Below are 25,763 nucleotides of genomic sequence, written 5' to 3'. Positions count from 1 at the left end.
TTAAAAGAGAAGTAAGTTGAGTAAAATATCAATTTTGCTTTTATAAATGTTTTACCAAAGATTAATTATCAATAAAAACCAACCTATAACTAAAAATAATCCTCCTATTGGAGTAATAGGTCCTAAAAACCGAAGCTTTTTTTCTTTGGCATCAGATAGAACTAAACCATAAATACTGAAAGAAAATAATAGGATGCCTAAAGTAAAACACCAGTAAACAGCAGGTGTTATATTTTTTAAATTAAAGCCTAGTATTAATAAAGTAATAGCGTGATACATTTGATATTTAACTCCTGTTTCAAAACTTTTTAATTGTTCCTTAGATAGGATTTTTTTGAAGGCGTGTGCTCCAAAAGCACCAAAAATTACGGATAACATTCCAAATACAGCTGCAGTAGTAATAATAATTTGTTGCGTCATAAGTATAGTAGATTATTTTATTTGTAAACCACAGGAATGATTTCTCCTTTAGCTAAACAATATTTAGTGATTTCTTCATTAGAAAGTGTTGCTGTATAATCAACTTCTTCAACTTTAAAACCAATATTGCGAAGTTTGTTAAAATAATCGCGCCCATAAACGCGTACATGATCGTATTGTCCAAAAATCTCAGCACGTTCTTTTTTATCTGTTATCGAATCGTCTTCGAAAGTAATAGCTCTGTTTAAATCTTGAGGGATTTGAAATATTCCCATGCCGCCAGGTTTTAATATTCGATATAATTCTTGCATAGCCTTAGCGTCGTCTGGAATATGCTCTAAAACATGATTACAGAGGATAACATCATAGCTGTTATCTTCAAAAGGAAGGTTGCATATGTCGGCTTTTATATCGGCAATAGGAGACTCTAAATCTGTTGTAGTATAGTTTATGTTTTTTAAAGATCTAAAACGTTTTAAAAAACATTGTTCTGGAGCAAAATGGAGTACTTTTTTATTTGCAGAAAAAAAATCGGTATCATTTTTAAGGTACAACCATAATAGTCTGTGACGTTCTAATGAAAGTGTCGAAGGCGATAAAACATTATTTCGTTGTTTACCATAACCGTATGGAAGAAAACTTTTGAAACTTTTGCCATCTATAGGATCGGTAAATTTATTTCCTTTTAAAAAAAAGGCTATAATTGGCCTTATTACATAGCTTAACCTAATTAGTAATGGTCTAGGAATGCTGTTTAATATAAGTTTGAAGAGTTTTTTCAAAAGAGGTTATTTATAATCTTCGCGAATTGGGTAGAAAGTATCGGTTAAAACACATTTAGTAATTGCAATAGCGCTATGAACAATATTTGATGGAATTATTGTAATAGTTCCTGGTTCTAAAATTTTTGTAATACCATCAATTGTCATTTCTAACTTTCCCGAAATAATTTGAGTAGTTTGCTCATGGAAATGTGAATGAGCTGGTAAAATAGCTCCTTTTTCAATATCAATAAAACCGATGGTGGTATTTTCTGTGTGAATATAACGACCTTTAATACCCTTGACTAATTCTTTTTGCGGAATTTTAGAGATATTAAAGTCCATAATTATAAGGTTAAGGCTTCCTGTCTAAACTCATCTTCCTCATCACTTTTAATCCCTAATGCTTCATAGATATAAGCAAAAGTTGAAAGTAATTCTGGTTTACCATTAACTAAAGCAACGTCATGCTCAAAATGTGCACTTGGTTTTTTATCTAATGTTGTAATAGTCCAGCCATCTCTATGTTGTTTTATACGGTGTGTTCCCATATTTATCATAGGCTCTATGGCTACAACCATACCTTCAACAAATTTTTTGCCTCTTCCACGTTTTCCATAGTTTGGCATTTCCGGATCTTCATGCATTTTACTACCTAATCCATGACCTACCAATTCCCTTACAACACCGTAGCCATGGTCTTCACAATACTTTTGTATAGCAAAACCAACATCGCCTACACGGTTGTTAGCTTTAAATTCTCTAATCCCAATATATAAAGATTCTTTTGTTACCTGTAGTAACTTTTCTGTTTCTAGAGCAATCTCTCCAACAGAAAATGTATAGGCATGATCTCCGTAAAAACCATTTTTTAAAGCACCACAATCTATAGAAATAATATCGCCTTCAACTAATGGGTCTTTATTAGGAATACCATGTACTACTTGGTGGTTAGGGCTCATACATAGTGTGTTAGGGAAATCGTATAACCCTAAAAAACCAGGAATTGCTCCATGATCTCTAATATGCTCTTCTGCTATTTTATCTAATTGTAATGTTGTAACACCTGGTTTAACTACTTTAGCAATTTCTCCTAATGTTTTTGATACTATTAGTGCACTCTCGCGCATTAACTCAATTTCTTCTGCGGTTTTTACTATAATCATTCTTAATAAAATATAGGCAAAGATACTTAAAACTAATATCTTATTTTAAGGAAATTTCACATGCACTAAAAGATCAATAAATTGAAACGTGTTTAGCGCATGTAAAATTAGTTTATTTAAAAAAGCTTAAAAATCCTTTTTTCTTTTCTGCTAAGGGAGGAGCAGTATTTGTTAGCATTTGATATATTTCTCCCCAACCAAGAAAACCGCCAATATTTCTATCATCAATAAATAGGTCGGCATTAATTTTTCTACTTACTTCTGCCGAGTACTCTTCTTCTGGAAAACTATTATTTACAGCATAAAAAAAGATGTTGTTGTCTTCACAAAACTTAACAGCTTCTTTTAGTTTATCTCCAGATCTATAGGTCCATAATATTAAACGATGGCCTTCACTTTGAAGTTTTTTTAAAGTATCAAAAGCAAATAGCATGGGCTTGCCTATTTTAGGGTAAGCATCTTCTACTATTGTACCGTCAAAATCAACAGCAATAATTAATTGTTGGCTAAAATTCATTTAAATTGTAAATCTGAGTTTTATGTAAAAATACAACAATTTACTATTATTAGGATTATACTAGAGGGTGTTGCGTCATTGCTTCTGGTTGTTCTATGCCAATAAGCTTCAAAATAGTTGGAGCCATATCACCTAAAATCCCATCTTTTATTTGAGTTAATTCGTTATCAATTAAAACAACTGGTACAGGATTTGTTGTGTGTGCAGTATTAGGAGAACCATCTGGGTTTATCATGGTTTCACAGTTTCCATGATCTGCGATGAGTAATGTTGTGTAGTCGTTTTCTAGTGCACTAGTAACAACTTCTTTAACACATTCGTCTACTGCTTCACAGGCTTTTATTGCTGCTTCCATTACACCTGTATGACCTACCATATCTCCATTAGCAAAATTTAAACAAACAAAATCGACTTCACCTTTTTCTAATTCAGGAATTAAAGCGTCTTTTAGTTCGTAAGCACTCATTTCTGGTTTTAAATCGTAAGTCGCTACTTTTGGAGAGTTTCTTAAAATTCGAGTTTCTCCTTTAAAAGGCGCTTCTTGTCCGCCAGAGAAAAAGAATGTTACATGTGGGTATTTTTCTGTTTCAGCAATACGGATTTGCTTTTTATTATGCTTTTCTAAAACTTCACCTAAAGTTTCGGTTAAATTATCTTTGTTAAATATAACATTAACATTTTTATAGGTGTCATCATAATTAGTAAGCGTTACATAATGTAAATCTAATTTATGCATGTTTTGTTCATGAAAATCAGTTTGCGATAAAGCCTCTGTTAATTCACGACCACGGTCTGTTCTAAAGTTAAAAAAGATAACAACATCTCCTTCTTTAATATTAGCGACAGGTTTATTTTCTTTATCAACCATGATAATTGGTTTGATAAATTCATCAGTAACATCGTTATCATAACTTTTTTGAATAGTTTCAGTAACATTATTAGATTTTTCACCAACACTGTTAACTAAAGCATCGTAAGCTAGTTTTACACGTTCCCAACGTTTATCTCTGTCCATAGCATAATATCTACCTGTAACAGTAGCTAATTTACTATTGGTTTTATCTAAACGTTCTTCTAATTCGGTAAGGAAGCCATATCCTGCTTTTGGATCTACATCACGTCCATCTGTAAAGGCATGAACGTAGGTGTTTTCTAACCCAAAATCATTTGCTGCATCTAATAAACCAAATAAATGATTGATATGAGAATGTACACCACCATCACTTAATAAACCTAAAAAATGAACGTCTTTATTATTAGTTTTAGCATAGCTAAAGGCATCAACCAAAACTTTTTCTGTGTTAAGCGTTTTGTTTTTTACAGCTAAATTAACTTTTACTAAATCTTGATATACAATTCTACCAGCACCTAGATTCATATGGCCAACTTCACTATTTCCCATTTGTCCTTCTGGTAAACCAACGTGTAAACCATCTGTCCTTAATGTAGCAAAAGGATATTTTTTATGAAGTGAATCTATGAAAGGTGTATTAGCATGATCGATAGCAGAAACTTTAGGATCTGGAGAATTTCCCCATCCATCAAGTATCATTAAGATAACTTTTTTGTTCATTTTTTTAAATTTTAATATGTCGCAAATATAAATAAGTTTAATAAAAGAATAGGTGAAAAACCTTTTCAAATACCAGAGTACTAGAGGCTTTTTATGATTTTATAACAAAGTAGTCATTCGGTTGATTATATATAAGTTAAACGTTAAAAAAATGTTATAAATCGTTTTTAGGTGTAACAAGTATAAATTATTATCGTCTATAATAATATATCAAAAAAACGAAATCATTAAATCAATTAAAATCTTTCATCATGAAAAAAACAATCATCATCACCGCAATTGCATTATGTTTCTCTATTTTAACTGTTAATGCAAAACCTATTATAGAAAATACTAATACAAGTCATGTTGAGGCTGTATTTAAAGTGAATTCATTTTGTGTTTCGATAGCTAAAGGAGATATAGAAACAGTAAAGAAGCTTATAGCTAGAGGAGCAGATGTAAACGAAAAGTCTAATGGAATGACACCAGCAATGTACGCTGCTAAATTTAATAGAACAGAAATTTTAAAGCTTTTAATTTCTAAAGGAGCTAATTTAAAAACAAGATCTAATAAGAAAATGACAGCTGCGCAGTATGCAAAATTGCATGGAGCAACAGATGCTATAGTTATTATAAAAGAAGCATTGTCTAAAAAGAAAAAATAATAATAGTGTAATATTATTTTGAGTTAGTCACTCGTATAAAAAAGCCTTGGTTAACAAGGCTTTTTTAATTTATTGATTTTTGTATTTTTTAATGGCTTTTCGAATTTTTTCAATTCTATTGTCGGGGTCTGGATGTGTGCTTTTAAATTCGGGTACACGATTAGAACCTGCTGCATCTTTTAAAATTTCCATGACACCAATCATTTCTTCAGGATTGTACCCAGAATTAATCATGAATTGAACACCTAGATCGTCACTTTCTAACTCATCGTCTCGTCCATTAGTTAATAATTTGTTTTGACCAATATTGCTAACTAATCCACCCATATCTGCTCCAACAGATCCAGCGGTTGTTAATCCTTGCCAGTATTCACTTTCGGCAATACGCTCTGCACTGTGCCTACCCAGTACATGACCAATTTCATGACCTAAAACACCTGCTAATTGCTCCTCATTATCTAATTTAGAAAATAAAGCATAAGTAATAAAAATTTGTCCACCAGGTAAAGCAAACGCATTAATTGTATTAGGATCTGCTAATAAATGAAATTCATATTTATAAGGTGTCTTTCTAGCAATACTATTGTTTACTAATTTATTTCCAACTTTATCAACTAAAGCTTGGTATTTGTTATTTGGATGTAAACCTCCATATTGCTGCTCCATTTGAGGCTTACTCTGCAAGCCAATAGCAATTTCCTTATCAGGCGTCATTGATATAGTTTGAGTTCTACCTGTATATTTGTTAACTTCTTGTTGGCTACATTTTTTTAAAACAAAAAATAAAGCGATAGCTGCACCAATTAGTAATCTGATTTTAAGATTCTTTCCTCTCATCTTCTTTAAAATATTGATATAAAATTACAAAAAAAATAGGTTCTATTAATTAGAAACAATTTTTCAAGATTGGTCACAATACTTTATACATTATATAGTGTATGCCTATTTCTTTAATATTAAAAGGGTTGCCAATTATTTTATAATGACTTTTTTTGTAAAAATTAGAAGCTTTTTCTCTCGCATTACACCAAATTATTTGTGTATTTTTTGTCTTTAAGAAATTTTCGCCATAATTTAAAATAACATTACCTAAACCTTTTTTTTGAAATTTTTCTAAAATAGCCATGCCTCTAAGTTGGTATTGAGAGGTCTCAGTTATTAGATTATTACTGTTTTTTAAAAACGTACAAACTCCTATTAAATCATTTTTTAAAAAGATCCCAAAATGAAAAGTGGTTTCAAGGTTATCTCCATCGAAAGCACAAGATTCTATAGGTTTACCTACCCTTAAAACAGAGTGCCTAATAATGTATGCTTCTTCTGTATTTATTAACCTAATTTTATAATCCAATTTTATAGATGTTGTGTTTATCAAACTTAAAATTAATTATCTTCACAAAAAAATAATCTTATGTCTTTTGTTTTTAAAATCATAGAAAAGGAGCATATTAATTTAGTAGTCCCTTTGGTTAGAAAATTAAATAAAAATACAGTATCAGATGAAGTTTTAAAACAGCGTTTTTCAGAAATGGTTACTCAAAATTATGAATGTGCTGTTATATACGATAATGATAAATTAATAGGAGTTTGTGGATTGTGGTTTTGTACGAGGCATTATTCAGGAAAAAGTATAGAGGCAGATCATGTTTTTATAGATGATGGTTATCGAGGGAAAGGTTTAGGAAAGCAGTTTTTTGACTGGATTTATAGTTATGCGCTAAGTAAAGGTTGTGAAACAGCAGAGTTAAATACTTATGTGAATAATTATCCTTCTCATAAGTTCTATCATAATGAGGACTTTAGAATTTTAGGCTATCATTTTTTAAAAAAGTTATAATTTTTTCTTGTATATATAAGATGAGATTGTATATTTGCACCATAGTTAATGCGGGAGTAGCTCAGTTGGTAGAGCGTCAGCCTTCCAAGCTGAATGTCGCCAGTTCGAACCTGGTCTCCCGCTCTAAAAGCTTCGTCATAAAGATGAAGCTTTTTTATTTTAAATGGTTTAATTCTGTGTTAATTCCAACCTCATAAGGCGTTTTATTATATTCAAAAACCCGAGCAGTTAAATTACCTTTTAGAACAATAGAATTGTTTGTTACTTTTAACCAACTTCCTTCACGTAAACCTATAACAGGTTGTGTATTAAAATGATGAAATTCTTTTATTCTGGTTTCTCTAGTCTCTCCCATGTGTTTACTAGTAAGATCTGGATCTAAATAGTGCGGATTAATATTAAAAGGAACAAAACCTAAAGCATTAAAACTTGGAGGGTATACAATAGGCATATCATTGGTTGTTTTTATAGTTAACCCACAAATATTACTACCTGCACTAGTACCTAAATATGGTGTTCCATTGTTAATTGCTGTTTTTAAAGCATTAATTAGGTTGTTTTTGTGTAATTGATTTGTTAAAACAAAGGTGTTGCCGCCTCCCACAAAAATGGCTTCAGCATTTTTTATTGCTTCAATAGGGTTTTTAAATGTATGTATGCTTTTTACTTGTTTGTTGATTTTAGCAAAACATATACTAGCTTTTTCTGTATAATCATCATGAGATATACCACTTGGTCTTGCATAGGGAATAAAAAGAATGTTTTTAGCATCATTAAAAAAAAGTTTTAAATCATCTAATATATAATCTAAATAACCACTTCCATGTATTGTAGATGTACTAGCTATAATGATATTTCTCATAAAAAAAATGTTAGAGTATAAAGCTAATCAAAAATTGGAATTAGAAAAATTTTTACTGGTTTTGCTTCATAAAGAGTAATTAAAATGGTATTTTTAAAAGAAAATACAATGAGCAAATTATTCTTCTTTTTAGTTTTTTTGACTTCTATCTGTTCAGTATCACAAAATATTAATAGAATTCAGGTTTCTGGTAAAATAATTATTGAAGGCAATGATATTTCTGGAATAACTATTTTTAATACAACTTCAAATAGAGGAGCTGTTTCAGATGAAAAAGGGGAGTTTGTTTTAAAAGTTAAGTTGGATGATAAAATAGAAGTAAGTGCATTACAGTATCAAAATATTAGTTTTAATATTAATGAATCAATAATTAAATCTAAAAAAATAAAGCTTTTTTTAATTGAAGAAATTAACCGATTAGATGAGGTTGTTGTTAAACCAAAAGGATTATCAGGAGATTTAAATGAAGATATAGAAGTAACTAAGCTTTTCAAACCTAAATTAGATGCTTTGTATTTTGGTATTAAGAATAATACTGATTATAATTTTGAAAAAGATTATAAATCTAAAGCTAATAACGTGAGTATAGGAAGAGAATATCGACCTATGGTTGATGGCCTTAATATTGTAAATGTAGTAGATCAATTACTGCTTCCTTTGTTTAGGTCTGAAGTTAAAGATAAAAAGAAGGTTGGTGTACCAGAAGTGCCTATAGAGGCTATTAAATATTATTTCGGATCGGAATTTTTAGTTGATAATTTTAAAATACCAGAACATCGCATTGAAGAATTTATACAGTTTACCGAAAGCGATAATTTTGATTTCACATTGTTGAATTATGGAAAAGAAATGGAGTTTCTTGAACTTCTAAATAAAAAAAGTAAAGAGTTTTTAAACTTAAAAAAATAGTTAATCGGTTTTTTATCAGGTTTTTAACAAAAAATTAAAGGCTGTTTACATTTTATTTAAGATTTCATACACTTACTTTGTACTCTAATTCAATCAACATTGGAGCGTATATTAATCTTTTTGATTTTAGTTTTTTTATCATCTTCTATAAACAGTCAAACAATAAATAGGGTAGAAGTAAACGGTGTTATTCTTGCAGATAATAATGATGTTGAAGCTGTAACTATTTTTAATAGTTCATCAAATAAAGGAACTATAACCAATAGTAAAGGTCTATTTAAAATAGCTGTTTCCTTAAATGATATTATTGAAGTTTCTGCATTGCAATTTCAAACGGTCTCCATTATTATTGATGCTGATGTTCTAAAATCGAAAGAATTAAAAATTCATTTGGTTGAGCAAATTAATAAATTAGATGCTGTTACGCTTTCGTCTGGTCTTACAGGAAATATGGGAGCCGATATACAAAACGTTAAAACAGTTAAGCCTATAACCATAAACATGGGGAATATGAGTGCGGATTTTGAGTATTATAATGATAAGGCTTTTGATAGTAAGGTAACAAAAGATCATTTAAAGTCTATAAAAAATCCAGATGATCGCGATTATTTACCAGACTTAGTAAAAATTGTAAAATTATTTGTTAAGAAGAAAAAAAATAGACCTAGTAAAAAAGATAAACTAGCCGATAAGTTAGAAAAGCAAGCGTTAATCTTAGATGTTTATACCGATAAATATATAAGCGAAAATTTTAATATTCCATTAGTAGATGTTGTTGATTTTGTTCGTTTTATTGAAAAAAAAGGTGTTAAATCTGAGTTTCTTATGCCTGAAAATGAAATACAGCTTGTCGAGTTTTTAATAAAACAAAGTCAATCGTTTTTAAAACTTCAAAATGCTAAAAATTGAGCCTTTCATTGTAATATTAGTTTTGCTTTCTTTTCGAGTAGTTTTTTCTCAATCAATAGAAATTTCAGGGAAAGTTGAAAGTAATATTGGTATTGAGAATATTCACGTTATTAATAAAACATCTCAAGTTTTTACTATTACAGATAGTAAAGGAAGTTTTATTATTACAGCAAAAATTAATGACACATTAACTTTTTCATCAATTCAGTATAAATTAAAAGAAGTTATAATTTCAAAAGATATTATTTTAAGTAAAGCCCTTTTTGTAAAGTTAGAAGAGCAAATTAATGAGTTAGAAGAAGTTGTAGTTGGGAGGGTTTTAACTGGAAGCTTAAGTTCAGATATTACTAATGTAGAAGGAAAAGCACCTATTAATTTTTTTGATGTTGGTATTCCAGGATATACAGGAAAACCTGCTACACAAGGTGAGCGTAGATTACATGAAGCTACAACAGGTGGAGGTATAGTGCCGTTAAACCCAATATTAAATGCTATATCTGGCAGAACTAAAATGCTTAAAAAACGGATTCAATTAGAGGTAAATGACGAATTATTACAAAAAATAAAAGCAAGTTTATCAGAAGATTTTTTTAGTATGAACTCTCTTGATGAAAGCTTGTATATAGATTTTTTCTATTTCTGCCAAGAAGATCCAAACTTCAATAAACGTTGTAAAGGAAAAAATGATATTGAAATATTAGAATTTTTAAAGGAAAAACTTATTACTTATAAAGCAAATCTTGAATAATCTAAAGACTAATATTATGGAATACTTTTTGAAACATCAAAATAACTACTTTAGCAAAAAAATGTAATAAAGTATTTATAACCTTTTTGAAAAAAACAGTATGTTGAAAATGAAATTATTCAAGTTAACTTTTATATTAATATTGTTACCTCTTTTTGCCTTTACGGGCATACATAAATACTACATAAGCGTTACTCAAATAGATTATATTGAAAAAAGCCGATCAATACAGATAACATCTAGAGTTTTTATAGATGATTTTGAGGCCTTATTAAGGGAACGTTTTGATGAAAACATAACATTGGCAGATAAAGATGAATCAGTAAAAAATGTAAATTTTTACACGGAGCGTTATTTAAAAGAAAAAATAAAGATTAAAGTTAATGATAAACTAGTGAATTTAGTTTTCCTTGGTAAAGAATACGATGGAGATATTATGCGTTTTTATTTAGAAATAGAAAAAATAGAAAAAATAGAGTCTATAGAAATTATTAATAGGGTTTTGTTTGATTTATTTGAAGATCAGCAGAATATTGTAAAAACAAAAATTAATTCCAAACAAAAAAGTTTTATTCTCATCCCGCAAAAGGATAAAGCACTGTTAAAATTTATTTAAAAATAAGTTAAAACCTTTCAGGATTCATTAATTTCGAGCGTTTTATATTGTTATCTTTAGTTTATTTTAGCTAAAAGAGGCAATTCGTTAAATAAAATATAAAATTTGATATGAAAAAATTGAAGTATTATTTTCTTTCTGTAGTTTTTATTTCTACTGCCGCTTTTGCACAGAATGAAGAAAAAACTGAGTCAACAAAGGGGCATACAAATACAAATAAATTTAAACAATTGTATGATGAGTTTTCTTCTCCAAACTTATATAGAACAGCATCTGGAGCTCCTGGATCTGCTTATTATCAGCAACAAGCTGATTATAAAATGGATATTGTTTTAGACGATGAGAAATCTAAATTGTCTGGTTTTGAAACCATAACTTATACAAATAACTCACCTGACAATTTAAAATATTTATGGGTACAGTTAGATCAAAATGTTAGGGCAAAAGACTCAAAAAGCCCATTAATAGAAGGTGATGGGATATCTCCAGTATTACAACCAGATGAATTTGTTGCAGATTATTTAACAAAGCCTTTTGATGGCGGGTTTAAAATTCAGGAAGTAAAAGATGCTAGTGGTAAAAACTTGGAGCACATGATAAATAGAACTATGATGCGAGTAGAGTTACCTAAAGTATTAAAGTCTGGTGATAAATTTTCATTTTCTATTAAATGGTGGTATAATATTAATGATCATGTTGTGAAACGTGGACGTTCAGGTTATGAGTTTTTTCCAAAAGATAAAAATAGAGCTTATGTTATAGCTCAGTTTTACCCAAGAATGGCAGTATATAGTGATGTAGAAGGTTGGCAAAATTCTCAATTTTGGGGACGTGATGAATTTGCCTTAACATTTGGCGATTATGATGTAAATATTACAGTGCCGGCAGATCATATTTTAGATGGTACAGGAGTACTAACAAACAGAAAAGAAGTGTTTTCTAAAACAATGATGGAGCGTTATGAGTTAGCTAAAAAAAGTTATGATAAGCCAGTCGTTATTGTAACTCAAAAAGAAGCAGAGGAAGCAGAAAAAAGTAAATCTACAGAAACAAAAACATGGAAATTATCTGCCGAAAATGTTCGTGATTTTGGTTTTGCAACATCAAGAAAGTTTATTTGGGACATGATGGCTGTTAAAATTGGAAATAAAGATGTGATGGCAGTTTCTATGTATCCAAAAGAAGGAAACCCTCTTTGGGAAGAATGGTCTACAAAGGCAGTAGCTAGTACATTAAAATCTTATTCAAGAATGACATTTGATTATCCTTACCATAAAGCAATATCTGTGCATGCTAAAAATCAAGGTATGGAATATCCTATGATTTGTTGGAATTTTGGTCGTCCAAAAGAAGACGGTACCTATAGCGATCGTGTAAAATATGGTATGATGGGAGTAATTATACATGAAGTTGGACATAACTTTTTTCCTATGATTGTTAATAGTGATGAACGTCAATGGACATGGATGGATGAAGGTTTAAATACTTTTCTTCAGTATGTTGCCGAGCAAGATTTTGGAGAATGGTATCCAAAAGCATTATCTGCAAGTGATAAACACTTTCCTTCAGATCGTGGACCAGCAGAAATGATAGTGCCTTATATGGGAGGAGAACAAGATGCAATAGCTCCAATTATGACTAAAGGTTTAAATACCTATCAATTTGGGAATAATGCCTATGGTAAGCCTGCTACTGCATTAAATATTTTAAGAGAAACTGTCATGGGGCGTGATTTATTTGATTATGCTTTTAAAGAATATGCGCAACGTTGGATGTTTAAGCACCCTACCCCAGAAGACTTTTTTAGAACTATGGAAGATGCCTCTGCTTTTGATTTAGATTGGTACTGGAGAGGGTGGTTTTATACTACAGACTGGGTTGATATAGGAGTAAAAGATGTAAAGAAGTTTTATGTATCCTCAGAACCTAACGAGTATATGAGAAATATAATGAAAGAAAGAGGGTTGAAAAAGAGCCAATTAATCCCATTAGTATTTATGGTTGAAGAGGGTAGTGAAGATTATAACGAAGATTTAAAAAAAGGAACACTTTTAGAAAAATCTATTCCAGTTAAAGAGTACCTTATGGATAATTTTACACCAGAAGAACGTAAAAGTATTAAAGCGCCAAAATATTTCTATAATATTACATTTGAAAAACCAGGAGGTTTAGTAATGCCAATAATTGTTGAATATACATATGCAGATGGAACATCTAAAAGAGAAACGTATCCAGCTCAGATATGGAGGTTAAACGATAATATGGTAAGTAAATCTTTAGCTTCAGAAAAAGAAATAGTTTCAATAACTGTCGATCCAGATAATGAAACTGCAGATATTGATACGTCTAATAACTCATGGCCAAAGAAGGTTCAAAAAAGTACTTTTGACAAATTCAAAGAAAAAATTCAGGGTTAAAAGTTAAAAAAACATATTAATTTTTTATTAAAGCCGATTTTTAAAATCGGCTTTTTTTTTATTCTAACAAAACACTCACTATATTTGTACAGTGATACAACAAGCTACATTTTTATTTATTAGTGGTGCAGAAATAGCCTTTATACTATTTATTGTTATTATGGTTTTTGGTGCCGATAAGTTACCTGAAATTGCACGTGGATTAGGAAAGGGTATGAGAACTCTTAAAGACGCGACTAATGACATTAAGTACGAAATAACAAAAACTGCTGAAAATAGTGGTATTGATACCAGTATAACTAAAGATGTTAAAAATGAACTCAATAAAGTTAAAGATGATTTAGAAGATTTTACAGGTTCTGTAAAACGAAAATTCTAATTTTAGCTTCAGTATAATTTTTTTGTATTTCTTTTCTTTCATATCGCTATCTTTCAACGATTTTTTTGTATTTATAGCGATAATATAGCGATAATAGTACTACATTAGTCTTTCTTAACCAATTATACATTTATGAAAACCTACTTAATAATGTGCTTTTTGGCACTTATTAATGTTGCTTTCAGCCAAAGTGAAAGACATTTAATAAATCAAATTGATAGCATTAGCTGCACTGCTTTATTACACTATAATAATAATGAAATAGTACTCTCTTTTAAAGCGTTCAATAAAGTTAAAAAAATATCAGACTCTATAAATGATAGTTATGGTAAAGCTGTTTCTAATTTTTATTTAGGTAATATTTATAACTCAATGCATGAATATGAAAATGCAGAGCGCAGTTATACTTCTATGCTAAAACCTTCAACAGTAATTGGGGATAATTTTTTATTAGCAAATGCATATTTAAGCCTAGGTAAGCTATATAAAATGAAAAAGTCTAATGAAGATGTTGTATCTTATTTCGAGAAGGCATTACAACATGTTTCTAAACATAACTTTTTTGATGATAATAATTATAGCTTAGATCAATATCATGATTTAATGCTAGAAACTAGAGTGAAATTATGTGAGTTTTATTTGGAAAAGGAACATTTAGAAAAAGCTCTAATAAATTTATTGAGATTAGAAAAAAATATAAATAATACTGATACAAAATTAAATAGTTACTATAAAAATTATTATTGTTATATACATGGGTTATATCTTGTAAAAAAGGAGCTTTATAACAATGCTAATATAAAATTTAATAAAGCTATAGCTTCTTTAGAAGAGACAGCTTTAAGCAATAATCATGATAGTAATTCATTGTTAAGTAAACTTTATAAAGAGTTGTCTTTATCGTCTGCAGAAACAGGTAGTAAAGAAGAGGCTTATTTGGCATTATTAAAATACAATACCTATAATGATGAGTTTATAAATCAAGAGCGAGTAAGGCAAGATGTTATAGCAAAATCCAAGTTTCTAATTGAAGATTATAAAAATGATGTTCAAATAGCAAACAGTGAAAAACAAAGGCAATTACAAATAGCAAAAAAAATTAAAAATATAAATTTTGTAATAACACTTACATTAGTTTTATTGGCTATCTCCCTTATAACTTTGCTTAAGAATTATATTTCAAAAAGAAGATTAACAAATACCTTAAAAAAACAAAATAAAGAGCTTGAACTAGCTAAGAATGAAGCACTAAAATCATCAGAGTTAAAATCAAAATTCATATCAAACGTAACTCATGAATTAAGAACACCATTATATGGAGTAGTAGGGATAACGTCCTTGTTGTTATCAAATAATAGTTTAAATGATAGAGATAGTAAATTTTTAGAGTCTCTTAAATACTCAGGCGATTACCTTTTAAATTTAGTTAATGAAGTTTTACAATTCGGTAAAATTGAATCTCAAAAAGTTGAATTAAAGAAAGTATCAGTAGATTTAAGACGCTTAGTAGAAAACATTGTAGGTTCCTTTGATTATAAGTTACAAGAAACGAATAATAAAATAGAAGTAATTATAGATAAAAGGGTTCCTAAATATATTAAGTGTGATAATGTGAGATTATCTCAAGTTTTAATTAATTTAATAGGAAACAGTGTGAAATTCACAAAAAATGGACGCATTGCTGTAAGAGTAAAAACATTGAAGTTATTAGACGATAAGGTGGATTTACGTTTTGAAATACAAGATAGTGGTATAGGTGTACCAGAAGAAAAGTTTAATACAATATTCGAAAATTTTTCTCAATTAGAAAATAGTAATACTAATTATCAAGGAACAGGATTAGGACTTTCAATTACCAAGAAAATAGTCGAACTATTTGGAGGAGAAATAGAACTTGAAAGTGAATATGGTTTTGGATCAACATTTAGTTTTAATATTACAGTAGATTTAGATAAAAAAGTACTTGTAAACTCTAATGTAAAAATGTTTAAAGAGAGTATACAACCTGTTAACCATTGTAGAATACTAATAGCCGAGGATAATAAAATTAACCAAATAGTAACACGAAACTTATTAGAGAAGGAAAATTATTTTTGCGAAATTGTAGAAAATGGTACTGAAGCCATAAAGGTCTTAAAAAATAAAATATTTGATCTTGTTTTAATGGATATTAATATGCCCATTATGGGAGGGATAGAAGCTACTCAATTAATAAGAAAGTTTAATACAGATATACCTATAATCGCACTTACAGCAGCAGATGTAGAAGAACTTAAAGAAAACCATAAATCTATTGGATTTAATGGAATTATAACAAAGCCATTTGATAACTATGAATTTTTTCAAATAATAGAAACCAATATTCAGAATAGTAGTAATTGTAAAACTAAATTTCAAGGGGCTTGTTAATATTTGCTATTACAACTTGCGACTAATTGTTAAGCCATCTCTAATAGGCAAAAGGATCGTTTCAATTCTAGAATCTTCTTTCAATAGGGTATTATATTCTAATAAAGCTTTTGTAGAGGTATCATCAGGACGTAACTTTTCAATAACTTTACCACTCCAAAGCACGTTATCAGATAGAATAATACCTCCAGTATTTAACTTATCAATTATAATGTTATAATAATTAGGGTAATTATCTTTATCGGCATCAATAAAAATTAAATCAAAAGTTTTATCAAACTTAGGTATAACATCTAAAGCACTTCCTAAATGTTGATGGATTCTATCTCCAAAAGCAGATTTATCAAAGTATTTACGTTGAAAATCTATAAGTTCTTCATTTATATCTATAGTATGTAATTCACCAGTAGCTTGCATACCTTCTGCCAAGCATAAGGCAGAATAGCCAGTATAAGTGCCTATTTCTAAAATATCCTTTGGATTTACTAATTTAGAAATCATACTTAAAATACGCCCTTGATAATGACCACTAAGCATACGTGGCTGTAATATTTTTTGATAAGTCTCTCTAGTTAACTGTTGTAATAAACTAGGTTCTTCTTCAGAATGTTTTACAACATAATTATCTAGTGCTTCTGGTATAAAATGCATAAAGTAAATTAAATAAAAATTAAGAATCGAAAGTATTACTTTTTTCTTTATTCATTTTAATAATAGTTTAATTTTTATTCAAAATAGGTAAAATATCTTAATAATAACTATTTGCAGTAACCTTATAAGGTTTAATGCGTTTCTAATTACAAACACTCTTTTTATAAACTAAAAAGAAAGGCTTTCGATTAATTATTTAAAATTTTAGAAATAAGATCTTTTTTAGCATTATTATCATCCCCAAATAACCATCTAAGTACATTATCTTCCCAAATATCTTCGTACTGTTTTTTGTCAATAATGTTTCTATCTATAGCTAAATCCAATAATTTACCAGGATAGGACGACTGTGCGTCACTTTCCATTTCACCAAGAGGGTAAGGATCGTCAAGTCCCATAATAACTTGATTGCTTCCTTGTCTATCAATCATCAATTTTAAAGAATCGGTATCATGTACCAATGTGTCGAAATAAATATTAGGATGACCAACAGCTTTTCTAGGGTGGTGTTTGCCTTTAAATAAATCTGGTCTACCATCGAAACCCTGTATACGTCTACCTAAATTCATTTGAGCAAGCTGCCCGCCGTGAGCAAAACACGTTCTAATATTAGGGAAACGTTCCTGCATGCCATTAAGCGTATAAAAATGATACGCATCACCACATTGAGCAAGCATCCAAATAAGATGAAAACGCCATGAAGAATTTTCTAAATTTATCATTTTATCACCATCATAAGGGTGTATTTCTATGGCCAATTTGTATTTGTTAGCCATTTCAAAAATAGCATCATTTTCTTTATCAAAAACAGAACGCCATTGCCCTATAGAATCCATAAAATGGGTAGGTAAGCATAGCACTTTCATGTTTAGTTCATTTACACAACGCTCAATCTCCCATAAAGCACCATGAATAAAACCTGGATGTACCACAAAACCACAAGTGAATTTTGAAGGGTGATCATGCTGTATTTTTGCATTAAAATCGTTTTGAAAGCGTAATGCTTTTTTCATATCTTGTAAACGTAAACCATTGCCATATAGTTGAGATAAATTTAAAACAACAGCATGGTCTAAATTGTTACGTTCCATCCATTCTAGCTTTTCATCTAGAAAAAAACTAGAATCAGTTACAGGGCGTTTCCAACCTTTCTGTAACATGTGTTTACGTTCGTCATCAACCCAGAAAATTTCTTTTTCCTTCATAAAATCAGGAATCTCTTCTGGGTAAGGAAGTAGATGTGAATGGCCGTTAATTCTTAGTTTACGCTTCATGTTTAAATCCTGAGAGGTCAGGAATCTTTAAATTTTATTTAATCAATCTTAATTTTCTTAGGAGGTTGCATAACTTCTCCACAGTTAGGACAACTACGTTTATCTTTATCGCCATAAAACTTATCAAATATTTTAGGCATATCTGTTTCAATATTTTTTACAATAAAATCTTCTTCATAAAGTTTAGTTACACAATTTTCACAAAACCATAAAAGAGCATCTCGCATGCCTTCAGGTCTTTTGTATTCAATAACAAGACCTACTGTATTAGCTCCTCTTTTGGGGGAGTGGGGGACTTTTGGAGGTAATAAATAAATATCACCCTCTTTAATATGCACATCTTTAGGCGTGCCATTGTCTATTATTTTTAAAATAATGTCACCTTCAATTTGATAGAAAAACTCAGGAGTTTCATTATAATGGTAATCTTTTCTGTTATTAGGTCCTCCAACAACCATTACAATAAAATCACCATCTTTCCACACACATTTATTACCAACTGGGGGTTTTAAAAGGTGTCTGTTTTCCTCAATCCAAGCTTTAAAATTTAATGGAGAAACTAAATTACTCATATTTATATTTTTTGGGCGTGCCCTAAAGGTCAGGCTTTACGCTAAATCTTTTTGAGAAAAACAAAAAGGATATCGCTTCAATCCTTCACGCAAATTTATTACTAATATACAAAGGTCTTAAAAAGTATTAAAGACTATAGGGTTTAAATTATTATAAAGATTTTGTACGTCCGCCATCAACCGGAACATTAATCCCATTAACATAACTAGCAGCTTCACTAGCCAAAAAGGTTATAACACTGGCTGTTTCTTCTGGTTTAGCAAAACGTTTAATTGGCGTGTAGTTTTTCATGATTTCTGCCATTTCTTCAATTGTATTCCCTTCATTAGCAGCTTTAATTTTAATAATTTGTGTTAAACGTTCCGTTTCTGTAAAACCAGGCAATACATTATTTACAGTAATACCAAAAGCACCAACTTCAAGAGATAGTGTTTTACTCCAATTACCTACAGCACCCCTAATAGTATTGCTTACTCCAAGACCAGGAATAGGTTCTTTAACAGACGTAGAAATAACATTTATTATTCTACCAAAACCTTCAGTTTTCATAAACGGAATTGTAGCCTGAGCTAATACATGATTGCATTTTACATGTTGTGTAAAAGCATTTTCAAACTCTTCTAAACTAGCCGTTAATATTCCGCCACTTCTGGGCCCACCAGTATTATTTATCACGATGTGAAACCCATGATTTTTTTCAACAAAATTAATGACTTGTTCTTGTAAATCCCTTGGGTTAGAAAAATCTGCTACAATATAACTATGGTTTCTATGTTGAGGTAACTCTGCTAAAACAGCCTTTAGTTTATCTCTATTTCTTGCAGCCAAGGTTACATTTACACCTTCAGCAGCTAATGCCATAGCTGTAGCTTTTCCTATACCTTGTGTGCTTCCGCATACAAGTGCATTTTTGTTATTTAATTTTAAATCCATATACTTATTTCTGTTAGAGCTGCATTTTTTAATAATAATCTAGTTTCAATTTAATAGATTTCCTGATACTCGGAAATTAATATTTTATACATACATTTTTAGCTTCTGTAAAAAATCGTAAAGATTCAAAACCACCTTCACGACCAATTCCAGATGCTTTTACGCCTCCAAAAGGAGTGCGCAAATCACGTAACATCCATGTGTTAACCCAAACAATTCCTGCTTGTAATTGATTACTTATGCGCATGGTTCGTTTTAAATTATTTGTCCAAAGTGTTGCAGACAAACCATATTTTACTTTGTTTGCCATATGTAATACTTCTTTTTCAGAACTAAAAGGCATAATAGTTACAACAGGGCCAAATACTTCTTCTTGATTTATTCTACATTCGTCTGTAGGTACTTCAATAACTGTAGGCTCTAAATAATAACCCTTTTCGTAACCTTCTACATTTACTTTACTGCCTCCGCAAAGTACAGTTCCGTTTTCTTCTTTAGCAATATTAATATATTGTAATACTTTTTTTAAATGCGATTTAGAAACTAAAGCTCCAATATTTATATCACTTTCAGATGGATGCCCAACATGAAGTTGTTTTACTTTTTCAATAAAATCTATTTTAAATTTTTTGTAGATAGACTTTTCTACAAAAATCCTACTTCCACATAAACAAATTTGTCCTTGATTGGCAAAGGACGAACGTACAGTAGTATTTAGCATATCATCATAATCACAATCTGCAAAAATGATGTTTGGGTTTTTACCACCAAGTTCTAAAGATAGTTTTTTAAACATGGGAGCAGCTATTTTTGCTATACGAGCACCAGTCTCTGTACCTCCTGTGAATGAAATCGCTTTTATATCTGGATGTTTAATAATGGCTTGCCCCGTAGTTTTACCTAATCCATGTATAATGTTTAGAACGCCTTTAGGTAAACCAGCTTTATTGCAAATTTCACCTAATAAATAAGCAGTCATAGGAGTAACTTCACTTGGTTTAGCAACTACACAGTTTCCAGCTGCAATGGCAGGAGCTATTTTCCAAGTAAATAAATACAGCGGAAGATTCCATGGAGAAATACAGCCAACAACACCTATAGGGTGTCTTAGAGTGTAATTTATAGCATTTTGACCAGTACTTTCATGGCTTTCACTAGCGAATTGTGTAATAGCATGTCCAAAAAACCTAAAGTTACTAGCAGCTCTAGGAATATCTACTGCTTTAGCTAAACTAATAGGTTTGCCATTATCTTTACTTTCAGCCTCAGCAAAACGTTCAAGATTAGCTTCTAGCAATTCAGAAATTTTTATTAATACTCTACTACGTTCTTCTAAAGTTGTTTGAGACCAACCTGAAAAAGCAGATTTAGCAGCTCGATATGCGTTTTCTACATCTGCTTTGGAAGAGTTAGGTATTTGTCCATAAACTTCGCCATTTGCTGGACAGTAGTTGTCTATCCACTCATTATTGACTGGGTTTTTATGTATACCGTTTATATAGTTTTTAATATTCATTTTAGCAAGACTCGCAATATTGTATTAGTAATATGTTTTTTTTAAGAAGAGACTCCTTTATTTTATTTAAATACTCAAAGAATTTTGGCTCATTATCTTGTTCTAAATTATTATTTAACTCATCTTTTTTATAGTTGCGAAGATCTGCTAGGATTTTATCAATCAAATCTTTGTTAACATTGTTTTTCCAAGATAAGAAGTGTAAATGACAGCATTCTTCTATGTCATAAATGTTTACAGACTCACAAAAAGATTTTTTTGCCACTATTAAAGCATATTAATTTTTATTCAATTCTTTTATTCTGTAGACTCCTCCTCCAAAATCTAAGTAATCAATTACTCTAATATGATCATACTTATTTAAATCAATCGTTTTTTTAAAATCAGTTTTAGAAAAATCAATATTCATATTTCCAATATTAACAGTTGAAATAAACGAATAAAGAGCAATACTGTCTTTTTTTATAAAGTTTTTAAAATTTTGATCGTAGTGTGTAAATTTATCATACTCATTATATGGATAATGATAAAAGTATCCACTTATGGTATCTGAATTTTTCGAAATGAGTTCTAAATAAAACCTATAATCGTTGCCTGCATCACCAAATAAATTTAATGACGAGAGCACGCATATTAGAATAAAATATTTTATCATCTACAACTTCTTATAAGCAACAACCTTAATTTCTACAACTAAATCTGGATGTGGTAACTGGTGTACAGCAACAGTTGTTCTGGTTGGCCCAGTATCTTTGTCGAAAAAATTAGCATAAGCTTTATTATAATTAGCAAAATCATTCATATTTACTAAAAAAGTAGTGACATCTACAACATCTTTTAACGAAGCGCCTACTTTTTGCAAATTAGTGTCTATATTTTTTAAAACCTCTTGAGTTTGTACTTCAATATTTAAATATTTAGTTCCCATTTCGTCAATAATATCTACGCCAGCTATTATGTTGTCTGGGCGACGAGAACTGGTTCCCGATACAAATATAAAGTCACCTACACGTTTTATATGCGGGTATGCTCCTCTGGGAGTCACTGTTTTATTGTCCATAATTTTTGTTATTCCTGCAAAAAGCAGGACTTTTTATATTATTTCAATCCAGCTATTCTATCATCTTTAAGAATGGCTTTGGTTTGGTTTTTTACTTTTTCTAATATTATTTTTAACTCGTTTTCTTTGATATCATCAGATATTAAGATATCACCATCTGCTAACATATTTAAAATAGCTTTGTCTTGTGCTCTACCTTTTAACATAGCTTTTTTATAGCCTATATTATCATTAAAAGTTACTAATGAATATTTTGATGAATATTCCGATGGGAATATTTTCTCGAAAGCCATTTCCAATTTACGTTTTTCTTGAAAAATAGGGTTAGCAATATGATCTTTCATCTCATGGAAATTATCGATAGCTAAATCTGCAATAGCATCGGTATCTTTTTTACGAGTATCTTCATAAGTTTTAAAAACGGATTCCCAATTTTCTAAATTAAGGTCTAAAATGTTGTCAAATTCAACAACATCTTCAAAAGATGCATTCATCCCTTGACCATAAAAAGGGACAATAGCATGAGCCGAATCTCCCATTAATAAGGTGTTTCCTTTATAATGCCAGGGAGAACATTTAACTGTGCCTAATGGTGCAGTAGGGTTCTCAAAGAATTCTTCCACTAAATTTGGCATTAATTTTAAGGCATCAGGAAATTCTTTTTGAAAGAATTCTGTAACCATTTTAGGTGTAGTAAGATTATTGAAATTATAATCACCTTCATTATAACTTAAAAATAAAGTGACAGTAAAACTACCATCTAAATTAGGTAAAGCAATAAGCATAAAAGAGCCTCGCGGCCAAATGTGTAAAGCATTTTTATAAGTTTTATAATCACCAGTTTCTGTTGGTAGAATGCTTAATTCCTTATAACCATGCGTTAAATATTCTTGAGAAAAACTGAATAAGAATGCTTTACTTAAATAGTAGCTTTTTCGCATTGCAGAACCCGCTCCATCTGTTGCTATAATGGCATCTGCATCTTCAATAAATTCCGATTTTGTTTCGTAATCTTTAAATAGCGCCGTTGTATTTTCAAAATTAACCGACTTACATTTCTTATTGAAATAGATAGAAACATTTTCATGTTTTTCTGCTTCATTTAAAAGTAAAGCATTTAAATCGCCTCGAGATATAGAATTTATATATTCATGATTACGACCACTGTAATTAGATTGAAAGGTATTGCCTTCTTTATCATGAATCATACGACCATTCATGGGGATGCAAAGTGCTTTAACTTTATTTTCTAAACCAACTAGTTTCATGGCTTTATTACCGCGATTTGAAAAGGCAAGGTTTATAGATCGACCAGCGCTAATATCTGTTTTTCTTAAGTCGGGACGCATTTCGTAAACCGAAACGTTATAGCCTCTTTGTCCTAAGCGTAAAGCAAGTAAGGAGCCGCATAGACCAGCACCTATTACTAGTATGTTCTGTTGTTTTTCTTTCATTTTACTTTTGCAAAAGTAGGAATTTTATTATTTTTATTCTGTATAAAATAGAAGTCTATTTTTACAGAAGTGAGAGATTAATTTAATATTGTTTTAAGTTTTTCAACTAAATAATATATATCTTGATATGAATTATATAATGGAGTAGGCGCACATCGTATAACATCGGGCTCTCGCCAATCGCTTATTACACCTGCTTCGGTTAATTTATTATGTAATGTTTTATCTGCGTTTATAACTTGAATTGATAATTGACAGCCTCTTTCATTTGGATTAGATGGTGTAATTATTCTAATAGTATCTTCTCCTAATTGTTTTAATAAAAATTCAAAATACCCAGTTAATTTTTTAGATTTTTCAGTAAGACTTTTTATGCCTATTTCATTAAACATATCTAAAGAAGCTTTTATAGCTGCCATAGATAAAATAGGAGGATTACTTAATTGCCAACCTTCTGCTCCTGGTAATTGATCGAATTCATCACGCATATTAAAACGTGTTTCTTTGTTATGGCTCCACCAGCCTGTAAACCTGTTGAGGGCTTTATTATGAGCATGTCTTTCATGTACAAAACAACCAGCTAGACTTCCTGGACCCGAATTTAAATACTTATAAGTACACCAAACAGCAAAATCTGCTCCTGAGTCATGAAGATTGAGTTCTACATTTCCTGCGCCATGTGCACAATCAAAACCAATCATACAACCATACTTGTGTCCTAATTCGGTAATACGCTTTAAATCGAAAAATTGTCCTGTATAGTAATTTACACCTCCAATCATAATTAAAGCGATCTCTTCGCCCTGTTTTTTAAGGATGTCTTCTAAATCGTCATAGTTTAGTAATTCTTGACCCTCACGAGGTTTCCAGAGGATAAGTCCTTCTTTATCATCATAACCATGATAGCGTAATTGCGATTCTACTGCATATTTATCAGATGGGAAAGCATCACTTTCAATAAGTATTTTATAACGTTTTTTAGTAGGGCGGTAAAAAGATACCATCATGAAATGTAGGTTTGCAGTAAGCGTATTCATGACCACAATCTCAATAGGTTTAGCTCCTACAACTTTAGCCATATTTTTATTTAAAAACTCATGGTAAGGTAGCCATGGGTTTTTTGCTTCAGTATGTCCTTCTACACCTAAATTAGCCCAATCCTTAAGCTCTTGGTTTATATAAGCTTTGGTTTGTTTGGGTTGGAGACCAAGAGAATTCCCCGTCATGTAAATTAATTCATTTCCATCGGGACTTTTAGGAATATGAAATTGAGTTTTGTAAATCGATAATGTATCATTTTGGTCTTCTTCTATTGCATAATCAAGACCTAATTTATAGTTGGACAAAGTGATTGGTTTTTTCTGTTTGTAACAAAAATAAGAATTATTAAATTAGAAACGAATAGCTAGATTATGATAATTTGATTGTTGTTTTTTTGTATATTTAGTAAAAACTTTGCGATATGAGTAAAATAAAAGAATATTCAAATAATGTCGTAACTGTGGTCTGGGAACCCAAAAAATGTATTCATTCTGCTATCTGTGCGAAAGGACTTCCTGAAGTTTTCCAACCTAAAGATAGACCTTGGATAAAGATTGATGCTGCTTCTACAAATAATATTATTGAGCAAGTAAAAAAATGTCCGTCTGGAGCCTTAAGTTATTATATGAATGCTGAGGGTGATAAAACTTCGGAATCTTTAGAAACAAAGGTCGAGGTATTAGAAAACGGACCTTTATTGGTTTATGGTACACTTCAAGTTACATATAAGGATGGAAGTAAGGAGACTAAAAACAAAACAACAGCATTTTGTAGATGTGGAGCTTCTAGTAATAAACCATTTTGCGATGGTACTCACGTAAAAGAAGCTTTTAAAGGTTAAATTATATAGAAAGGAAAAGCGCTTCAACCATTGATTGAAGCACTTTTAATATATATAGGCGCAAATGCGGAAAATTCTATTTATACTTTATATACGATATTAGTCGTAGTTTGGATGTTTTAATTACATCAATAAATAAAATTATGGGTTAATTAGCCTTATTTTAAAACTACTTTTACATTTGTGAAGTTAAGGTTCCAGTTAACATCCGCTTTTTTGTGATCTAAAGCAATTTTAATACCATTAAAAT

At 30.3% G+C, this 25,763-nt stretch carries 28 protein-coding genes and 1 tRNA gene; 11 read left to right on the top strand and 18 right to left on the bottom strand.

Annotated elements, in window-relative coordinates; translation table 11 throughout:
- Positions 1 to 51: 51 nt before the first annotated feature.
- From A8C32_RS04885 to gpmI, 6 genes are all read right to left on the bottom strand, one after another.
- A complete protein-coding gene (locus A8C32_RS04885) occupies positions 52 to 420 on the bottom strand; it encodes a DUF423 domain-containing protein (RefSeq protein WP_069829325.1) in 369 nt (122 codons plus the stop codon).
- Positions 421 to 437: 17 nt separating this feature from the next.
- Entirely contained in the window at positions 438 to 1,202 is a 765-nt protein-coding gene (locus A8C32_RS04880; protein ID WP_069829324.1) for a class I SAM-dependent methyltransferase, read from the bottom strand.
- 6 nt (positions 1,203 to 1,208) lie between these two features.
- Positions 1,209 to 1,526 (bottom strand): cupin domain-containing protein, encoded by a 318-nt coding sequence (locus tag A8C32_RS04875; RefSeq protein WP_069829323.1) that lies wholly within the window; start codon positions 1,524 to 1,526, stop codon positions 1,209 to 1,211.
- Positions 1,527 to 1,528: 2 nt separating this feature from the next.
- Complete coding sequence (map, locus tag A8C32_RS04870; RefSeq protein WP_069829322.1) at positions 1,529 to 2,347, bottom strand: type I methionyl aminopeptidase; 819 nt, start codon at positions 2,345 to 2,347, stop codon at positions 1,529 to 1,531.
- 112 nt (positions 2,348 to 2,459) lie between these two features.
- A complete protein-coding gene (locus tag A8C32_RS04865; RefSeq protein ID WP_069829321.1) occupies positions 2,460 to 2,864 on the bottom strand; it encodes a BT0820 family HAD-type phosphatase in 405 nt (134 codons plus the stop codon).
- Between the two features lie 55 nt (positions 2,865 to 2,919).
- On the bottom strand, positions 2,920 to 4,437 hold the full coding sequence (gene gpmI / locus A8C32_RS04860) for a 2,3-bisphosphoglycerate-independent phosphoglycerate mutase (protein ID WP_069829320.1): 1,518 nt from the start codon (positions 4,435 to 4,437) through the stop codon (positions 2,920 to 2,922).
- A gap of 251 nt (positions 4,438 to 4,688) precedes the next feature.
- Between gpmI and A8C32_RS04855 the strand changes: the two genes are divergently transcribed.
- Positions 4,689 to 5,084 carry an ankyrin repeat domain-containing protein gene (locus A8C32_RS04855; RefSeq protein ID WP_069829319.1) on the top strand — a complete coding sequence of 132 codons (396 nt, stop codon included), beginning with the start codon at positions 4,689 to 4,691 and terminating at the stop codon, positions 5,082 to 5,084.
- A gap of 69 nt (positions 5,085 to 5,153) precedes the next feature.
- Here the strand turns inward: A8C32_RS04855 and A8C32_RS04850 are convergent, their stop codons facing one another.
- On the bottom strand, positions 5,154 to 5,921 hold the full coding sequence (locus A8C32_RS04850; RefSeq protein WP_069829318.1) for a M48 family metalloprotease: 768 nt from the start codon (positions 5,919 to 5,921) through the stop codon (positions 5,154 to 5,156).
- A 73-nt stretch (positions 5,922 to 5,994) separates the two neighbouring features.
- Positions 5,995 to 6,435 carry a GNAT family N-acetyltransferase gene (locus A8C32_RS04845; protein ID WP_240491690.1) on the bottom strand — a complete coding sequence of 147 codons (441 nt, stop codon included), beginning with the start codon at positions 6,433 to 6,435 and terminating at the stop codon, positions 5,995 to 5,997.
- 60 nt (positions 6,436 to 6,495) lie between these two features.
- Here A8C32_RS04845 and A8C32_RS04840 point away from each other — a divergent pair, with 60 nt between their 5' ends.
- Complete coding sequence (locus A8C32_RS04840) at positions 6,496 to 6,921, top strand: GNAT family N-acetyltransferase (protein ID WP_069829316.1); 426 nt, start codon at positions 6,496 to 6,498, stop codon at positions 6,919 to 6,921.
- Between the two features lie 50 nt (positions 6,922 to 6,971).
- Positions 6,972 to 7,044, top strand: a tRNA-Gly gene (locus tag A8C32_RS04835).
- Positions 7,045 to 7,075: 31 nt separating this feature from the next.
- Here A8C32_RS04835 and pepE read toward each other — a convergent pair.
- A complete protein-coding gene (pepE, locus tag A8C32_RS04830) occupies positions 7,076 to 7,783 on the bottom strand; it encodes a dipeptidase PepE (RefSeq protein ID WP_069829315.1) in 708 nt (235 codons plus the stop codon).
- Between the two features lie 108 nt (positions 7,784 to 7,891).
- Here pepE and A8C32_RS04825 point away from each other — a divergent pair, with 108 nt between their 5' ends.
- The 7 genes from A8C32_RS04825 to A8C32_RS04795 all read left to right on the top strand — a co-directional run bounded on the left by A8C32_RS04825 (position 7,892) and on the right by A8C32_RS04795 (position 16,170).
- Positions 7,892 to 8,692: a carboxypeptidase-like regulatory domain-containing protein gene (locus A8C32_RS04825; RefSeq protein WP_069829372.1), complete on the top strand. Its 801-nt coding sequence runs from the start codon at positions 7,892 to 7,894 to the stop codon at positions 8,690 to 8,692.
- Between the two features lie 120 nt (positions 8,693 to 8,812).
- Positions 8,813 to 9,601: a carboxypeptidase-like regulatory domain-containing protein gene (locus tag A8C32_RS04820; protein ID WP_165605792.1), complete on the top strand. Its 789-nt coding sequence runs from the start codon at positions 8,813 to 8,815 to the stop codon at positions 9,599 to 9,601.
- Positions 9,588 to 10,349 carry a carboxypeptidase-like regulatory domain-containing protein gene (locus A8C32_RS04815; RefSeq protein WP_069829313.1) on the top strand — a complete coding sequence of 254 codons (762 nt, stop codon included), beginning with the start codon at positions 9,588 to 9,590 and terminating at the stop codon, positions 10,347 to 10,349. The genes A8C32_RS04820 and A8C32_RS04815 overlap by 14 nt, the downstream gene beginning before the upstream one ends.
- Before the next feature lie 109 nt (positions 10,350 to 10,458).
- The gene (locus A8C32_RS04810) at positions 10,459 to 10,965 is read left to right on the top strand and encodes a DUF6702 family protein (protein ID WP_069829312.1); all 507 of its coding nucleotides are present in this window, start codon (positions 10,459 to 10,461) and stop codon (positions 10,963 to 10,965) included.
- A 110-nt stretch (positions 10,966 to 11,075) separates the two neighbouring features.
- On the top strand, positions 11,076 to 13,382 hold the full coding sequence (locus A8C32_RS04805) for a M1 family metallopeptidase (RefSeq protein WP_069829311.1): 2,307 nt from the start codon (positions 11,076 to 11,078) through the stop codon (positions 13,380 to 13,382).
- Positions 13,383 to 13,473: 91 nt separating this feature from the next.
- Positions 13,474 to 13,761 carry a Sec-independent protein translocase subunit TatA/TatB gene (locus A8C32_RS04800; protein ID WP_069829310.1) on the top strand — a complete coding sequence of 96 codons (288 nt, stop codon included), beginning with the start codon at positions 13,474 to 13,476 and terminating at the stop codon, positions 13,759 to 13,761.
- A gap of 132 nt (positions 13,762 to 13,893) precedes the next feature.
- Positions 13,894 to 16,170, top strand: coding sequence for a tetratricopeptide repeat-containing hybrid sensor histidine kinase/response regulator (locus A8C32_RS04795; RefSeq protein WP_083253253.1), 2,277 nt, complete (start codon positions 13,894 to 13,896; stop codon positions 16,168 to 16,170).
- A 9-nt stretch (positions 16,171 to 16,179) separates the two neighbouring features.
- Here A8C32_RS04795 and A8C32_RS04790 read toward each other — a convergent pair whose 3' ends face one another.
- From A8C32_RS04790 to kynU, 9 genes are all read right to left on the bottom strand, one after another.
- The gene (locus tag A8C32_RS04790) at positions 16,180 to 16,821 is read right to left on the bottom strand and encodes an O-methyltransferase (RefSeq protein WP_069829308.1); all 642 of its coding nucleotides are present in this window, start codon (positions 16,819 to 16,821) and stop codon (positions 16,180 to 16,182) included.
- A gap of 188 nt (positions 16,822 to 17,009) precedes the next feature.
- Positions 17,010 to 18,095, bottom strand: coding sequence for an amidohydrolase family protein (locus tag A8C32_RS04785; protein ID WP_069829307.1), 1,086 nt, complete (start codon positions 18,093 to 18,095; stop codon positions 17,010 to 17,012).
- Between the two features lie 38 nt (positions 18,096 to 18,133).
- Positions 18,134 to 18,667, bottom strand: a complete 534-nt coding sequence (locus A8C32_RS04780; protein WP_069829306.1) for a 3-hydroxyanthranilate 3,4-dioxygenase — start codon at positions 18,665 to 18,667, stop codon at positions 18,134 to 18,136.
- Between the two features lie 151 nt (positions 18,668 to 18,818).
- Complete coding sequence (locus A8C32_RS04775; protein WP_069829305.1) at positions 18,819 to 19,601, bottom strand: SDR family oxidoreductase; 783 nt, start codon at positions 19,599 to 19,601, stop codon at positions 18,819 to 18,821.
- Between the two features lie 76 nt (positions 19,602 to 19,677).
- Positions 19,678 to 21,117 carry an aldehyde dehydrogenase gene (locus tag A8C32_RS04770; RefSeq protein WP_069829304.1) on the bottom strand — a complete coding sequence of 480 codons (1,440 nt, stop codon included), beginning with the start codon at positions 21,115 to 21,117 and terminating at the stop codon, positions 19,678 to 19,680.
- A 277-nt stretch (positions 21,118 to 21,394) separates the two neighbouring features.
- The gene (locus A8C32_RS04760; RefSeq protein ID WP_123803319.1) at positions 21,395 to 21,745 is read right to left on the bottom strand and encodes a hypothetical protein; all 351 of its coding nucleotides are present in this window, start codon (positions 21,743 to 21,745) and stop codon (positions 21,395 to 21,397) included.
- Positions 21,746 to 21,772: 27 nt separating this feature from the next.
- Entirely contained in the window at positions 21,773 to 22,177 is a 405-nt protein-coding gene (locus tag A8C32_RS04755) for a RidA family protein (RefSeq protein ID WP_069829301.1), read from the bottom strand.
- 38 nt (positions 22,178 to 22,215) lie between these two features.
- Complete coding sequence (locus A8C32_RS04750; protein WP_069829300.1) at positions 22,216 to 23,631, bottom strand: FAD-dependent oxidoreductase; 1,416 nt, start codon at positions 23,629 to 23,631, stop codon at positions 22,216 to 22,218.
- Between the two features lie 77 nt (positions 23,632 to 23,708).
- Positions 23,709 to 24,977: a kynureninase gene (gene kynU / locus A8C32_RS04745; protein WP_069829299.1), complete on the bottom strand. Its 1,269-nt coding sequence runs from the start codon at positions 24,975 to 24,977 to the stop codon at positions 23,709 to 23,711.
- A 116-nt stretch (positions 24,978 to 25,093) separates the two neighbouring features.
- Between kynU and A8C32_RS04740 the strand changes: the two genes are divergently transcribed.
- Positions 25,094 to 25,513, top strand: coding sequence for a (4Fe-4S)-binding protein (locus A8C32_RS04740; protein ID WP_069829298.1), 420 nt, complete (start codon positions 25,094 to 25,096; stop codon positions 25,511 to 25,513).
- Positions 25,514 to 25,763 lie beyond the last annotated feature (250 nt).

The organism is Flavivirga aquatica, from assembly GCF_001747085.1.
Taxonomy (GTDB): Bacteria; Bacteroidota; Bacteroidia; order Flavobacteriales; family Flavobacteriaceae; genus Algibacter_C; species Algibacter_C aquatica.
The sequence above is the reverse complement of the archived record's forward strand: the minus strand, read 5'-3'. Positions and strand labels throughout refer to the sequence as shown.

Excerpts from the sequence above, each read along its gene's own strand:
- map (WP_069829322.1), bottom strand. The coding sequence starts at position 2,347 with ATGATTATAGTAAAAACCGCAGAAGAAATTGAGTTAATGCGCGAGAGT.
- A8C32_RS04775 (WP_069829305.1), bottom strand. The coding sequence starts at position 19,601 with ATGGATTTAAAATTAAATAACAAAAATGCACTTGTATGCGGAAGCACA.
- A8C32_RS04850 (WP_069829318.1), bottom strand. The coding sequence starts at position 5,921 with ATGAGAGGAAAGAATCTTAAAATCAGATTACTAATTGGTGCAGCTATC.
- A8C32_RS04810 (WP_069829312.1), top strand. The coding sequence starts at position 10,459 with ATGAAATTATTCAAGTTAACTTTTATATTAATATTGTTACCTCTTTTT.
- A8C32_RS04840 (WP_069829316.1), top strand. The coding sequence starts at position 6,496 with ATGTCTTTTGTTTTTAAAATCATAGAAAAGGAGCATATTAATTTAGTA.
- A8C32_RS04750 (WP_069829300.1), bottom strand. The coding sequence starts at position 23,631 with ATGAAAGAAAAACAACAGAACATACTAGTAATAGGTGCTGGTCTATGC.
- pepE (WP_069829315.1), bottom strand. The coding sequence starts at position 7,783 with ATGAGAAATATCATTATAGCTAGTACATCTACAATACATGGAAGTGGT.
- A8C32_RS04755 (WP_069829301.1), bottom strand. The coding sequence starts at position 22,177 with ATGGACAATAAAACAGTGACTCCCAGAGGAGCATACCCGCATATAAAA.
- A8C32_RS04770 (WP_069829304.1), bottom strand. The coding sequence starts at position 21,117 with ATGAATATTAAAAACTATATAAACGGTATACATAAAAACCCAGTCAAT.
- A8C32_RS04825 (WP_069829372.1), top strand. The coding sequence starts at position 7,892 with ATGAGCAAATTATTCTTCTTTTTAGTTTTTTTGACTTCTATCTGTTCA.
- A8C32_RS04855 (WP_069829319.1), top strand. The coding sequence starts at position 4,689 with ATGAAAAAAACAATCATCATCACCGCAATTGCATTATGTTTCTCTATT.
- A8C32_RS04785 (WP_069829307.1), bottom strand. The coding sequence starts at position 18,095 with ATGAAGCGTAAACTAAGAATTAACGGCCATTCACATCTACTTCCTTAC.
- A8C32_RS04865 (WP_069829321.1), bottom strand. The coding sequence starts at position 2,864 with ATGAATTTTAGCCAACAATTAATTATTGCTGTTGATTTTGACGGTACA.
- A8C32_RS04790 (WP_069829308.1), bottom strand. The coding sequence starts at position 16,821 with ATGCATTTTATACCAGAAGCACTAGATAATTATGTTGTAAAACATTCT.
- A8C32_RS04875 (WP_069829323.1), bottom strand. The coding sequence starts at position 1,526 with ATGGACTTTAATATCTCTAAAATTCCGCAAAAAGAATTAGTCAAGGGT.
- A8C32_RS04815 (WP_069829313.1), top strand. The coding sequence starts at position 9,588 with ATGCTAAAAATTGAGCCTTTCATTGTAATATTAGTTTTGCTTTCTTTT.
- A8C32_RS04780 (WP_069829306.1), bottom strand. The coding sequence starts at position 18,667 with ATGAGTAATTTAGTTTCTCCATTAAATTTTAAAGCTTGGATTGAGGAA.
- A8C32_RS04805 (WP_069829311.1), top strand. The coding sequence starts at position 11,076 with ATGAAAAAATTGAAGTATTATTTTCTTTCTGTAGTTTTTATTTCTACT.
- A8C32_RS04795 (WP_083253253.1), top strand. The coding sequence starts at position 13,894 with ATGAAAACCTACTTAATAATGTGCTTTTTGGCACTTATTAATGTTGCT.
- A8C32_RS04885 (WP_069829325.1), bottom strand. The coding sequence starts at position 420 with ATGACGCAACAAATTATTATTACTACTGCAGCTGTATTTGGAATGTTA.
- gpmI (WP_069829320.1), bottom strand. The coding sequence starts at position 4,437 with ATGAACAAAAAAGTTATCTTAATGATACTTGATGGATGGGGAAATTCT.
- A8C32_RS04740 (WP_069829298.1), top strand. The coding sequence starts at position 25,094 with ATGAGTAAAATAAAAGAATATTCAAATAATGTCGTAACTGTGGTCTGG.